Below are 12,762 nucleotides of genomic sequence, written 5' to 3'. Positions count from 1 at the left end.
CAGCCTGTATTGCTGACTGACCGCCCTGGTGCCGTGGCCTTACCCGGCCAATGGTGCACGCGCCTACCTGGAACAGATCGCCCTGCCCGCCATGGCCCGTGGCGAGGAATGGCACTTTAGTCCGTGATAAAGCGCACGCCGGGTTTTTCGCGTTCATCCACCGTCAGCTCGAACACATCCGGCCGGGCATAGTGCCCCACCACGTCATAGTCATAACGCGCCCGCACCAAGTCAGCCGTATCGATTTGCGCCGTCAACAACCCCGCCTTACCCAGCAAAGGCCCCGCTAAAATGTCGCCCATCGGCCCGACAATCACGCTGCCGCCAGCGATCAACGGGCGATCCGACGGCCAATTGGCAACCGCCACCCCCAGCGCTTCGGGCGAAGCCTGCACCTGACACGCACTGACCACAAAGCAGCGCCCTTCATGAGCCACGTGACGCATGCTCACCTGCCACATCTCACGCTCGTCCACTGTCGGTGCGCACCACACCTCCACACCCTTGGCGTACATCGCCGTGCGCAGCAGCGGCATCATGTTTTCCCAGCACACTGCGCCGCCGATGCGCCCGACTGCCGTATCGATTACCGGCAAGGTTGAGCCATCGCCCTTGCCCCAGATCAGTCGTTCGGTGCCGGTAGGCATCAATTTACGGTGCTTGGCGACCAAGCCACCCGCCGGTTCGAAGTACAACACCGTGCAATACAACGTGCTGCCACTGCGCTCGATCACGCCAAGCACCAGGCTGGCACCGGTACGCGCCGACAGGCCGGCCAGCGCTTCGGTCTCGGCGCCCGGCACATCGATGGCATTGGCAACATATCGGGCAAAGGCTTCCCGGCCCTCGGGCAGGCGATACCCCAGCTGCGTGCCGAAGCCCTCGCCTTTGGGATAGCCACCCAGCAATGCCTCGGGCATCACCACCAATTGCGCGCCGCTGCGCGATATTTCGTCTTCATAGGCGAGAATCTGCGCCAGGGTTTCAGCCTTGCCACCCGGCAAGGAGCCAATTTGCAGGGCCGCCACAGTCGATACAGGCATCACGATCACTCCGAAGTCAGGGGTTGCCCATTCTCCCGCCAGCCTCGATCATGAATAAAGCCCCCTTCACTGCTGAATGATATGAGCCAAATGAATATCGCCCAGGTCGACCTGAACCTGCTGAAAACCTTTGAAGCCCTGCATGATGAGTCCAGCGCCAGCCGCGCGGCATTGCGCCTGGGCGTCACACAATCGGCCATCAGCGCAGGGTTGCGGCGCCTGCGCGAGGTATATGACGATCAATTGTTCGTGCGTACCGGACGCGGCCTGGCGCCGACCTTGCGGGCGAACCAATTGAAGCCGCTGATCAGTGAAGCGCTGGACCGCTGCCGACAGAGCCTGGCCATGGTTAATCCGGACAATCAGCAGTATCAGGGCCGGTCCGTGGTGCTGGGCTTGTCCGATGACTTCGAAATAGCCTACGGCCGACGGCTGATGGATGAAATTACCAGGCGCGCGCCGAGACTGCGGGTGATTTTCCGTCAGACCCACAGCCAGATCGTGGCCGGAGCGCTGCTTGATCGCACGTTGGACCTGGCGATTACCGCAGGCGGCTTCGCGCACAGCAGGCTGAGTCGCCAAGTGCTGGGGGAAGGTGATTATCGCTGCCTGGTGGACGCCGACCAGCCAAGCATGAGCCTGGACGAGTTCGTCACCCGCGAGCATGTGCTGGTGTCATCAGGCGGGTTTATCGGGATCACCGACGAGGGCTTGGCGGCGCAGGGGCTCAGTCGTCAGGTGTGTGCGTCTACCAGCCACTTCGCCGCGCTGCCGTTTTTGCTCAAGGGCAGTCAGGCGGTTGCAACCATCCCCGGCCACGCCGCCGAGGTCATCGGCGCCATGACCGGTTTGCGCGTACTGGCGTGCCCGCTGGCCCTGCCGCGCTACCCGATCGAGCTGGGCTGGCGAACCCAGGCGCAGCTCGATCCACTGTTGCTGAAGGTGCGTGAAGCGATTGTGGCGAGCTTTACTTGGTCGCCGCCATCAACTTGTTAACCTCACTGCGCACCATGCTGGAAAACTCTGGCGGCGACATACCGTCAAGTTCCGCACGTACCCATTCTGCCCACTTGCCTTTGCGCTTGGCGCGCTCGCCGAACAACCGCGCGGCCTCGCCCTTGGCCTTGCCCAGGTTGCTTTGCCACAGGTCATAGAGGCGCGACTTTTCATCTTCCAGCTCGGCACGTTCGGCGAGGGTCTTGTTGGCGAGATTGAAGCTCATGTTGAATTTCCTGCTGCGCAAATAGACGACATCTTACACTGTAGGTCGAAACTTCCTGATTCGGATTTTACGCAGGACAACGCTTCGGAAAAAAACTGCAACTTTTGCCGCAGCCCAATACTCCATTGTTCACTGTCATATTCACTCGCAAGGAGTCACACAATGGCCCGCAAAACCGCCGCCCAAGCTGTCGAAGAGCAAATCAAGGACCAAGCCTTCAGCGAGCTGCAATCGCTGATCGAAGAATCGGACAAGCTGCTCAAGAGCAGTGCCTCACTGGTTGGCGAGGAAGGTGAAACCCTGCGCGAGCAGGTTGCAATCAAGCTCAAGCAAGCGCTGGACTCGGTATCCAACGTGCGTGAACGCAGCAAGCCAGTGGTGGATGCCACCGAAACCTACATCGGTGGCCACCCTTGGCAGACCGTTGCGATTTCCGCAGGCTTTGGCCTGGTGGTGGGCCTGCTGTTGGGTCGTCGCAACTGATGCATTAAAGGCTGCGCCCATGGCGCAGCCTGTTCAGCCGGCGGCCAAAGCCCGCAGGCCTTGCAACTCCTCAGCGTCCAAGACGATCCCTTCCTGCTCGGACCTGAGCCGCGTCTGGTGCCGCCGATCTCCCGGCAGACGCCGCAACCCTGCCGCATGCATCTGTCGCACCAGTTCCTGGCTGCGCTCGGCGAAGCTCTGCCCTGCGGTCTTGCTGGGATCGATCAGGATCAACAACTGCCCTGTCCAAGGCGTACGCGCTCCCGGATGATCGGACCAGTTGAATTCAAACGAGAAGTTGCCGCCGGTCAACGCCGCGGCCAGCAGTTCGACCATCATCGAAAGCGCCGACCCCTTATGCCCGCCAAACGGCAACAGGGCGCCCCCTTCAAGAATCGCCCTGGGGTCCTGAGTCGGCTGACCCAGCCCATCAACACCCATGCCCGGAGGCAAACGCTCCCCTTTGCGCGCGGCAATCTGTACGTCACCGTGGGCGATAGCGCTGGTGGCCAGGTCAAATACGATAGGTAAACCATCGGCGCGTGGGGCTGCGAAGGCGATAGGGTTGGTGCCGAACAACGGCCGGTCGGCGCCGTGGGGCACCACGCAGGTCATGCTGTTGACCACGCTCAACGCCACCAGCCCCTGCTCGGCGAACGGTTCGACATCCGGCCACAAGGCCGCGAAATGATGGGAGTTATGGATCGCCATTAAGGCGATCCCGGCACTCCTGGCTTTTTCCACCAGTAGTGCACGGGCAGCTTCCAGGGCTGGCTGGGCAAAGCCGTTGGCGGCGTCCACCCGCACAAACCCCGAGGCCACGTCGGTAACCTGCGGCACCGCACGGCCATCCACCCAGCCACTGGCCAGAGTACTGAGATAACCGGGAATACGAAAAATGCCATGGCTGTGGGCGCCGTCGCGTTCAGCGCTGGCGCAATTGTGGGCGAGGATCGCAGCCACCTCAGGCGAGGTGCCATGGCGCTCAAAGACCTGTTGCAACAAAGCCACCAGCGCACTGAAGCTAATGGAAACATTGGAACTCTCAACGACCTTGGACGGCGTAGACATCTGAAGCTCCGAATTATGATTGGAAGGGGCAACAAGACGGGAGACTCGAGCCTGTGATTAAACAACGCGGCGTGCGCCTGCTGTCAATCAGCGTTTGCGAGACCCGTTGTGTTTGCATCAGCTATCTACCGCTGCAACGGCACCATCGCTATCTAATCTGGCGCTCGAGACACCCCCCTGGTCCTGAGAGAGCAACCCATGGCAAGCGTAACTCCCGCGTATTTTTTCGATGAATTCCTGCGCCCGATCACTCGCAAATACCCTTCAGACAGAGAGCGCGCGCTGGGCTTGACCCTGAAGGATCTCGAATGGCTGATGACGATCTACACCCCCACCGACGCCGTGCGCCAGAGCCGCGAGTCGCCTATGGCCGTTGAAAAACTGGTGATTGAGAGGCTTGGGGAATCTGCAATACCGCTGGCCGGCGTGTTTATGATGAGCCCGTCCCCTGACGAAAAAAAGGCGCTGCTATACAGTCCTTACGGAGGAATCGAGGTATTCGACAACCGCGCCTCCGTAATTGCAGAAATTAGGGAACGCCTCACAAACAATATATTGCGCGTTGATTTAGTCAGTTTTTTGTCTATTGATCAGCGTCAGGATTGTGGCTTCGATGGCACGTTTACCCTGACTGCTGCACCCGTTACGGGCATCGTCTTTGTGGACCAGGAACAAACGATTGAGGCAAGCCAGAAACGTAACGTGCAACGCATGCTCGAGGAGTTACGCAAGCTCCCCACCCTGCCCTCAATGCTCGACAAACTGCTGGGCATCATGGCGCGCCCTTACTTTCCCAAGCTCGATCAGCAACAGACGTTGGTCAATAGTTTCCTGGTTCCAGCGCAGGACAGCGGTGATGCCGTGACCCGATGGGTGGGCTCGGCGACCCTCAATGAGACCTTGCTGCAGTACTACCTGAAACAGGGGTGGCCGTCCAACCACACGCGCGCGTTCACCCACCCCAAGCACGATACAAGCGCCATGACGGCCAACGCGCTCAAACAGGAACTTGCGCAGTGGGAGCACGTGGTAGAACAAACCGCTGCCGTCTTCTCCACGCTGCTCAGCAGCCTGTTGCAGACGTGGTGGAATGAAGATATCGGCGGCAACCAATCGCGCATGGATTTGTTTGCCCTGGTAATGAGTGACAAATTTCGCGCCGACCTGCTGCTCAAGCACCAGAACGCTATTCTGACGTCCGAGGAAGCCCATCGACTGCGTGCCGTGTTCCTCCCCGACAAAGCGTCACGCAGCGCCTGGCATGCGCCCTTGCGGATCGAAAAGGTCAACATTCATGCGCCCTATCAACATTATGTTGAGCTGGCTGCAACCTTGTTGATCAGCGACACGCATGCCTACCTCTACACCCAGACGCGCGGGCTGCAAGTGCTCAAGAACCTTGACGACCTGAAGGACGTCCTGCTGAGCATGCTCAAGGCCGCCGGGCATGAGGACGAGTTGCTGAATTTCCTGTCCCTGGACGAGCGCAGCCTGTACCTGGGCATGGATGCGGTGCAAGTCAGCGGGCTGCCTGTGGCCGAAAGTGTGTTCGGTGGGATGGTCAAGGACATTGCCAGCAAGCAATTGAGCAACATGGACCATGCACTCGCGCTCTTTCGCCGCAACGACGGTGCAGCAGACCTGGCAGCGCTGCTCGATTGCGCCCTGGACCTGCGCCACATGCTCGACCACCGGCTGCTGGCCCTGGAAGCCGAAGGACGTTGGAGCCTTCACCCAGCCACCAGCGGCAACGGCCGGCCCTCGACGGTTCAGGCGGAGCGCGCTAAACAACAGCGGGTAGCACTGCGCGCGGCTCAGGAAGCGTTGATGGCGCAACGCCAGAAGCATCCCACTCTGCGCAGCTTGGCTTTACATGCCCTGAAGACGGCGTTGGCCCTACACCTACTGGACCTGGACCCCACGGATGTATTCGCCAACACCTACGCCACTGAAGCGCAGCAACAGGAGGACCGTGTCCCTGAATCTTCACGAAGCATGGTCGATCATCTCGTCGAGCGTCTGGCAAAGGTTGCCGACCCTGTCGGCGACTCGCCACGCATCGGTCTCTACAGCGCTCGCCGCAGCGGGACCGCCACGCGTTGGAACAACCTGAACAGCCGTGTTTTCAATACGGTCATCGAACAGGCCATGCGCCCTTTTATACAGCACGACATACGCACCCTGCCGCGCCTGTTCCTGGAAGGTCATCGCAACGAAATGAACGCTTCCCTGATGCAGGGACTGCGCAGCGAGGCCGAACTGCGGCTGCTCAACAAGACATTGAGCCCCGACCACCAGGCGATTCTCGACGCGGTCCTGCGGCCCGACAGCATGACTCGCGACAAGCGCCATGGGCTCAAGGGTTTTCTGCCGGATGCCTACAGCTTGACGCTGACCCTAGGCGACGACAAAAGAGCCCACCCCCTGGCCAGCTGTTTTGCACTGACGCAGCGCGGCGGTATCGACCCTGAGCTTTCGGGTAACGTCGTGCTCTGGACACCCCAGCAGGGTCTTGAGCCCTTCGCCTCAGTGCACGCCTTGCGCCAATCCCTTGAACTGCGCCTGACCCAACCCGACCGGCGCTTGCCGCTGTTGCTTAACCTGCCCATGAGCCTTCGCGCGCCCCATCAGGTCTATCGCCTCGGGCCCCTGCAACGCATCGACGAACATTTTTTGAACAACCGCCAGCAGAGCTACCTGGATTACCACCTCGACGCCATCGACTACTGGCTCGCCACGCCACTGGGGCCAACGCCATTGCAAGACCGCCTGGATGAGCAAATGCGACAGCTGGCGCCGTCGAACCTGGAGCGCGCCAGTGCCATCGCCCAGGCAATGGTTCAGCAGCAGGCCTTGCCAGTGTGGCTGGGTATGGCTTCGGCCGAGGATCAATTGCTGCACGCCGAACTGTTGGAGCAATACCGCCTCAGCGCGCCTGACAATCAGGACTACCTGCACAGCGTACCTACCTTGCGTGAGCACGTTGCCCGCACCTTGACGGGCCTGCTCAAGGCGCGCTTCCCCGACGCCGCCCTGGACCCGGAAAACATCCAGATACCGGCAAGCGTACTGCTCGACGGGCATGCCCAAAGCCTGACCGACTTTGCTCTGCGCCACCTGCCGGAACCGAACGCCGACAACCTCACCCCCACCGCCCGCGACACCACCACCCTGCCGCTAGCACTGGACGGCACGGCAGTGGTGCAGTTGGTCCGCCAGTTGGATATTGCTAAAACCTACCGCGAATGGCTCACCACCCACCTCGCCGCCGATACCGACGATGCCCGACAGCGTCGCGCCCTGTTTTGCCGTCAATTACCCTGGCAGGTGCTGCGCCACGCCCATGAAGAAAAACTCGAAGAGCGCCTGAGTGCTGCGGCCTGGTGCTTTATCCAGCAAATTTTCGACATGCCGGATGCCGAGGCGCGGGATAAGGTCAACGGGGCAGCAGCAAGGATTCACCCCTTGGAACTGATCGCTACCCCGGGCGCGACGCCGGTGACCGTCCCTTGCGTCTACGTGATCGGCCCGCAGGCGCCGGCGACCGGCCCGCGGGTGCTCTACGCGCCATACGCGCCTTTTCGCGTGCTCACGGAATACACCAACGAAGAAAGCTTGCGCACTCAGATCAACCGCCCCGGCCCTTTACAGGATTGGATCATCCGGCAGTTGGGCGATCCCGACCAGGCGATATACCGCAACCTGCTCCAGCAACCGGCCGCCCCGGACACACAGGAGGTCAGGCTGGCCTCACACCCGATCAGGCGCAATATTCTGCCGCGGCTATTCGATGACAACACGGCGCAGTTGATCAAAATGCTCGCCAGCCAATTCGAACGCGGGAGTAAAGATCAGTGGGACGGGGTCACCGGCCTGTTACGCAGGGGCATCCCCATGGCAGCGCAGTTTATTGCGGGCAAGCTCCAATTCCCGTTGGTCGTGTGGCGCAGTTTCAAGTTGTTCCAGGCTTCGGCCGAGGCCTTGCAGCAACAGCATTTCGGCGCAGGCTTGCTCAGATTCATCCAGGGATTGGGGACACTCGCTTCATTGCGCGAGGAACTCGATGAGCTACTGGAGCCGTTGCTTTCATCGCCAGCCACGGATCTGCCGGACAGTATCCCTGCCCCTGTGACGACCAGTGCAACACTGGACGTGACAAACCCGGTGCGTACCCGCATGCAGTGCTTTGAAGACGTGACAGTGTCGCTGGCGCAGTTGGAGCAAGATCCGTCGCAGCATGTTTATGTCACACCGAGCGGCAATCATTATGTGCCGGTGGCCGGGCGGGTGTACCCGGTCGAAAGAGCCGGCGCACGCTGGCGGGTGCGCCTGGCGCAGGTGCTGGGCCCGTTTGTCGAGCGCAACGCACAGGGTGGCTGGGTGTTGGACTTTTCTGCACAAGAACCGCGGTTCGGTCCCGCAGTGTCGCGTTTCAAAGGACGGGTCGTCACCTATAGTGTCGAGCGCAGTTCGATGAATATTGAAGCGGTGGGAATGCCGGCGATCCGTGCACTCCATCCTGGAAAAGCCTACTGCATCGACCGCGCGCTCAACGTCGCGATTTACTACGCGGTCATGTGTGAACGCAATCTCGCGCACTTTGCCCAGCAACGTGATCCGGATTCGCGCGTAGGCCGCTTCTTGACCGAAATGTTCGGTATACCCACTTTGAACGCAGCGCAGGTCACGAAAATTCAGAAACGTGTCGCCGAGATTACCAAAGGTTTGACCCAGCAAAGCCTGATCAGGCCAGATTCAATCCGACTCGTCACGGGCGCGGCCCGTTGGTCGCCGACCAACACCTATGCTTTTGTAATACCCGCAGACCCAGAGCAGAAAATCTACTTGCTCGACTACTTTTTCAATACGCACATGGACGCTTATCGGGGTCATCTCAACGCGCCGTTCGATCTTGACGATCATGCAAGGGCAGCAACCCTGATCCATGAGATAAGCCATCTGGTTTCGAAGACTGAAGATATCGCCTACCTGGACTCCATGCGCCCGTTTGCCGACTTGATCAGCCGGGGTACGGCGGACGGCCTGCGACAGCATACCGCGCTGTCCAACCTGCAACGCACCGCGCTGTCAGTGCTGACTCCTGCCACCATGCTGTTTAAAACATGGGACGACCTTTCACTTCAATGGGAGGACGTAGGAAGTTTGGGCTCGACCAAACCGCGTGACAAGATTCTGAATCTCACCGGCGCCAGGACGCTGGACGATGCCCGGCAGATCTTTATGAGCGATGCGGACCGAAGGATGGACATCATTCTGGCCAATGCGGACTCGGTGACCTATTTGATTACGCACCTGGGGCGCAAGCTGGTTCCGGGGGCCTGAACAGGCCCCCGAGGGGTGTATCAGTCTTTCTGGTCGCGCAGGATGTTGCCCGAGGCGCCATCAATGCGGGCTTCATATACGGTACCGTCAGACTTGCGGCCTTTGACTTCCCAGTAGCCATTGTCGTCTGCCTCAGCGGCGTACACCTCGACGTATCCGCCTTTGGTCTTGGCAACTTCAATCGCCTTCTCGATCGGGATCCAGCCCGCGCCCGGCTTATCGGCAAAGGCAGCACCGGCGCCGAGCAGCGCGGAGGTTGCACACAGAGCGACTAAGGTTTTCTTCAGCATTTTCTTACTCCATCGTGGGAAATGTCCTGAATTTCTTAGGTGCTTTCAAACGAGAATAAGTTCCAATTGATGTGCAATCGCCATGATGGCTGTTCTCGCGGCCCATCCTGGGAGGTTAGAATGTACGAAATCAGGATGAGTTAATGAGCGAAAAGTCCATTTCAGAAACCGAATATGACGCCATCACCGACGCCGCCGCGCATTGGTGCATGCGCCTGCACGCGGGTGATTGCACCGCGAGTGAACGTCAGGCTTTTGCCCAATGGCACGATTCGCACCCGCTGCACGCCTTCGAATACGCGGCAATGCTGGAGATCTGGGACGTTGCGGACCATCTGCCACGCCAAAACACCACACCGACAGAGGTGCCGTTCAAGCCCCGCAGCCGGTCGCGCATCTACGCGGTGGCTGCGGCGATCTGCCTGGGCGCCCTGCCCCTGGCCGCCTTCACTGGCTGGGAAGCCGGTTGGTTGCCCAGTTCCTATGAGCGCTTTGATGCCGCTAATGGCCTGCGCCAGGTCATCCTCGACGATGGCAGCCAGGTAGAACTCAACCTGGGCACCGAACTGGTCTACAGCAACTACAAGGACCAGCGTCGGGTCACGCTGAAAAAAGGCGAGGCGTTCTTCAAGGTCAGCCATGACAGCGCCCATCCGTTCATTGTGCACGCAGGCAGTGGTCAGGTACGTGTGACGGGCACCCAGTTCAACGTCTGGAAATATGAAGACCAGGTACGGGTGATGTTGCTTGAAGGCTCGGTTCAGATTGCCAGCGACCAGGTCCACGGGAGCGTGCCCCTGACACCCGGCATGCAAGCCAGCTACCAGCAGGGTGATGCCACGCCACGCGTGCGCACGATCAACCCGAATGACACCGCGCTGGCCTGGCGCCAGGGCAAGCTGGTCCTCGACAACCTGGCCCTGGCCGACGCGTTGCCGCTGATCAACCGCTACCTGAGCAAGCCGGTGATGCTGGCCGACGCCACGACCGGAGCGATACGCATCGGTGGTATCTACAACATCGATGAGGTCAACAACCTCATTCCCTCCCTGCCCAAGGTTTTGCCGGTATACCTGACCCAGAACCAGGACGGCAACCCCGTACTTAATTCTATTCCGCGTAAAACACCTAAAGGCTGACACCCTGCCTCCTTGCACGGGCGATGTCGCGCCACAAGTGTCCATTTTTTTAACACTCCCCGGCCTTGAATCGCCCGTGCTCAGCGCATTCACCGTTTTGTCACGCGTGTTGTTACAGCGCTGATACAGCGAGTGAAGCGTTTGTGCAGTGGCTAAGTCTGTGGGTTTGGGCAGGGTACTGTTTCAGGATTGAAACAGCGATGCCATCACTTTGCCCATCAATGCCCGTAACACATTGAATACCAAGGCCAAATAAAAAGCGGCACGGCTTCTGCTCTATCCCTTACAGCGCTGTTTAGGGTCAGCGCGAAGAATAAGGAATGCCGCCGTGAATACATGCACTCAAGGTTCGATGAACGTGTTGCTGATCAGCTGTGCACTCAGTGTCGGCCTCAGTGTTCCGAGCTATGCGGGTGACGGCGTTATCGTGACTGGCCGAGACGTACAGGGGCACATGTACGGTCGATCTGCATTCGGCAAAGACCCCTACCCCACCACCGCCAATGCCAATCCGAGCCGCGAGATCCTAGGGTCCACCGGCGAACTCAGTGACATGGACATCGCTGGCATCAGCAGCGGCTCAAGCATCACCCGCGCCATCATCCCAAACGGCAACATCCCTGGTTTGACTAACACCCAAGGCAGCGTGTCGACACTCGGTTCCGGCGCAGCCGTCAGCCATGGTGCAGGCGCCTCCATGGGCGGGCAGATCAGCGATTCAATCCAACGTGGCATGGCCCCCCTGAACAACCTCGGCAGCATGATGGGGGGCAAATAATGAAACGTTCCCTGCTGCTTCTCGCCCTGCTGAGCAGCACGGCGGCCATGGCCGACAACACCGCCGTGATTAACAACAGCGGCAAAGACTACAACGGCAACGTGATGATCAATCAGGCGGCCGGCAACCAGCAACAAATGGCCAATAACCGCGCCGTCACGCTCGGTGGGCAGGCCACCACCCGCAATACCCAGAACATGAACGGCAACGTCGATCCCTCTCTCAACGCGAAGGCCTCGATCGAAGGCGCCTCTTTTACCAATGGCAACGGCATGGTGGGCATCAACCAGTCCGCCGGGGCCAATAACCAATCAATCAATGCCGTGCGGATCAGCCTCAACCCTGGCCCGCAAAGCATCGACGACAGCGTCCTGTTGCAACAGAACACGACGACGCTGGCAACCGACTCAGGGCTCACCCCCACCACTGGCAGCCGCCAGGTCGTGACAAGCGACCAGGCCTTCACCGGCAGCCGAGGAGTGATTCAGGTGAACCAGAGTGCAGGGGTGGGGAACCGAGTGGCTAACACCCTGGGCATCACTATCAAGTAACAGCTTGGTAGCACACGTTAGACCGTACCAACACTTAACCCACTAATTAGAAGCAAGGAGAAACACCATGAAACCTCAAATGGCTCTGAAACCAATGGTTTTCGCTCTCGCCGCGCTCATGGCTGCTGCCGCTCAAGCAGGGGGTGGCTGGCACCCTGCGCCTCAACCAACCGGCGTGGTCGCCTCCGTGGTTACGGATGTGCAGAACAGCGCGGGCAACAAGTTCGATGACACCAACACCGAAAACAACGCCTCTGCTGATGGCTCGGTAAACGGCAACAGTGGTAGCACCATTGTTAACAATCAGTCAGGCACCGGAAACCAGGCAGACGGTTCAGGCGCCATCTCCAGCGCCAAGGGCGACTTTGCAACCGTGTTTGCCGTGGCCGATGTGAATCAAAACAGCGTGCTGAACAATTATGTCAACAAAGGTACCCAAAACAACGCATCCCTGGATAACGCGGTTAACGGCAACTCCGGTAGCACGATTTATAACGGTCAAGCCGGTCAAGGCAACCAGGCCAAGGGCAACCTGGCAATCACCACTGCTGACGGTAAAAATATCGCAGCGGCGGCCAACACCGAGCAAAACTCGCTCGGTAACAGCTACCTCAACGCGGCCGCCAGCGGGAATGGCCACTACAGCAAACCTCAATACGTGTCGAACAACTCCAGCCTCGACAACGCAGTTAACCGCAACAGCGGCAGCACAATTGTGAACTTGCAGTCCGGCTCCGGCAACCAAGCCAGCGGCAGCCTGTCGATCAGCCAAGGTTGCAGCGTCTGCGCCAGCGGCGTGCGCTTCTGATCCAACGGGGCCTTGGCAACAAGGCCCTTTTTAT

General features: G+C 59.7%; 11 protein-coding genes and 1 pseudogene. 8 read left to right on the top strand and 4 right to left on the bottom strand.

The genetic code is table 11. The features are described from left to right. Positions 1-16 precede the first annotated feature (16 nt). Positions 17-121, top strand: a pseudogene (locus tag AACY52_RS14965) (GNAT family N-acetyltransferase); the annotation flags it as partial. Here the strand turns inward: AACY52_RS14965 and AACY52_RS14960 are convergent. Further along, positions 117-1,043 (bottom strand): carbon-nitrogen hydrolase family protein, encoded by a 927-nt coding sequence (locus AACY52_RS14960; protein ID WP_339418399.1) that lies wholly within the window; start codon positions 1,041-1,043, stop codon positions 117-119. The pseudogene AACY52_RS14965 and the gene AACY52_RS14960 overlap by 5 nt on opposite strands. 81 nt (positions 1,044-1,124) lie before the next feature. On the opposite strand from AACY52_RS14960, the gene AACY52_RS14955 reads away from it, so the two are divergent. After that, positions 1,125-2,039: a LysR substrate-binding domain-containing protein gene (locus tag AACY52_RS14955; protein ID WP_339428019.1), complete on the top strand. Its 915-nt coding sequence runs from the start codon at positions 1,125-1,127 to the stop codon at positions 2,037-2,039. Here AACY52_RS14955 and AACY52_RS14950 read toward each other — a convergent pair. Beyond that, positions 2,011-2,265, bottom strand: a complete 255-nt coding sequence (locus tag AACY52_RS14950) for a hypothetical protein (protein WP_339418397.1) — start codon at positions 2,263-2,265, stop codon at positions 2,011-2,013. The genes AACY52_RS14955 and AACY52_RS14950 overlap by 29 nt on opposite strands. A 162-nt stretch (positions 2,266-2,427) precedes the next feature. On the opposite strand from AACY52_RS14950, the gene AACY52_RS14945 reads away from it, so the two are divergent. Next, entirely contained in the window at positions 2,428-2,748 is a 321-nt protein-coding gene (locus AACY52_RS14945) for a DUF883 family protein (RefSeq protein ID WP_339418395.1), read from the top strand. Positions 2,749-2,781: 33 nt separating this feature from the next. Here the strand turns inward: AACY52_RS14945 and AACY52_RS14940 are convergent, their stop codons facing one another. Then, positions 2,782-3,819, bottom strand: coding sequence for an Ldh family oxidoreductase (locus AACY52_RS14940; protein WP_339436723.1), 1,038 nt, complete (start codon positions 3,817-3,819; stop codon positions 2,782-2,784). Positions 3,820-4,017: 198 nt separating this feature from the next. Here AACY52_RS14940 and AACY52_RS14935 point away from each other — a divergent pair, with 198 nt between their 5' ends. Continuing rightward, complete coding sequence (locus tag AACY52_RS14935) at positions 4,018-9,162, top strand: dermonecrotic toxin domain-containing protein (RefSeq protein ID WP_339560580.1); 5,145 nt, start codon at positions 4,018-4,020, stop codon at positions 9,160-9,162. A gap of 20 nt (positions 9,163-9,182) precedes the next feature. On the opposite strand, the gene AACY52_RS14930 is transcribed toward AACY52_RS14935, so the two are convergent. Continuing rightward, a complete protein-coding gene (locus tag AACY52_RS14930) occupies positions 9,183-9,452 on the bottom strand; it encodes a PepSY domain-containing protein (protein ID WP_339418391.1) in 270 nt (89 codons plus the stop codon). 143 nt (positions 9,453-9,595) lie between these two features. On the opposite strand from AACY52_RS14930, the gene AACY52_RS14925 reads away from it, so the two are divergent. From AACY52_RS14925 to AACY52_RS14910, 4 genes are all read left to right on the top strand, one after another. Continuing rightward, the gene (locus AACY52_RS14925; protein ID WP_339418389.1) at positions 9,596-10,591 is read left to right on the top strand and encodes a FecR family protein; all 996 of its coding nucleotides are present in this window, start codon (positions 9,596-9,598) and stop codon (positions 10,589-10,591) included. A 328-nt stretch (positions 10,592-10,919) separates the two neighbouring features. After that, the gene (locus AACY52_RS14920) at positions 10,920-11,369 is read left to right on the top strand and encodes a hypothetical protein (protein ID WP_339418388.1); all 450 of its coding nucleotides are present in this window, start codon (positions 10,920-10,922) and stop codon (positions 11,367-11,369) included. Then, a complete protein-coding gene (locus AACY52_RS14915; RefSeq protein ID WP_339418386.1) occupies positions 11,369-11,920 on the top strand; it encodes an adhesin in 552 nt (183 codons plus the stop codon). Before AACY52_RS14920 ends, AACY52_RS14915 begins: the two co-directional genes overlap by 1 nt. Positions 11,921-11,987: 67 nt before the next feature. Further along, positions 11,988-12,728, top strand: coding sequence for a hypothetical protein (locus tag AACY52_RS14910; protein ID WP_339418385.1), 741 nt, complete (start codon positions 11,988-11,990; stop codon positions 12,726-12,728). Positions 12,729-12,762: the final 34 nt, after the last annotated feature.

The organism is Pseudomonas sp. EA_65y_Pfl1_P113 (genome assembly GCF_963970525.1).
GTDB lineage: Bacteria > Pseudomonadota > Gammaproteobacteria > Pseudomonadales > Pseudomonadaceae > Aquipseudomonas > Aquipseudomonas tritici.
Note: the sequence above shows the minus strand (reverse complement) of the source record. Positions and strands in the feature narration are given on the sequence as shown.

Coding starts and splice junctions, on each gene's coding strand:
- AACY52_RS14945 (WP_339418395.1), top strand. CDS start 2,428: ATGGCCCGCAAAACCGCCGCCCAAGCTGTCGAAGAGCAAATCAAGGAC.
- AACY52_RS14960 (WP_339418399.1), bottom strand. CDS start 1,043: ATGCCTGTATCGACTGTGGCGGCCCTGCAAATTGGCTCCTTGCCGGGT.
- AACY52_RS14955 (WP_339428019.1), top strand. CDS start 1,125: ATGAGCCAAATGAATATCGCCCAGGTCGACCTGAACCTGCTGAAAACC.
- AACY52_RS14915 (WP_339418386.1), top strand. CDS start 11,369: ATGAAACGTTCCCTGCTGCTTCTCGCCCTGCTGAGCAGCACGGCGGCC.
- AACY52_RS14925 (WP_339418389.1), top strand. CDS start 9,596: ATGAGCGAAAAGTCCATTTCAGAAACCGAATATGACGCCATCACCGAC.
- AACY52_RS14950 (WP_339418397.1), bottom strand. CDS start 2,265: ATGAGCTTCAATCTCGCCAACAAGACCCTCGCCGAACGTGCCGAGCTG.
- AACY52_RS14930 (WP_339418391.1), bottom strand. CDS start 9,452: ATGCTGAAGAAAACCTTAGTCGCTCTGTGTGCAACCTCCGCGCTGCTC.
- AACY52_RS14910 (WP_339418385.1), top strand. CDS start 11,988: ATGAAACCTCAAATGGCTCTGAAACCAATGGTTTTCGCTCTCGCCGCG.
- AACY52_RS14940 (WP_339436723.1), bottom strand. CDS start 3,819: ATGTCTACGCCGTCCAAGGTCGTTGAGAGTTCCAATGTTTCCATTAGC.
- AACY52_RS14935 (WP_339560580.1), top strand. CDS start 4,018: ATGGCAAGCGTAACTCCCGCGTATTTTTTCGATGAATTCCTGCGCCCG.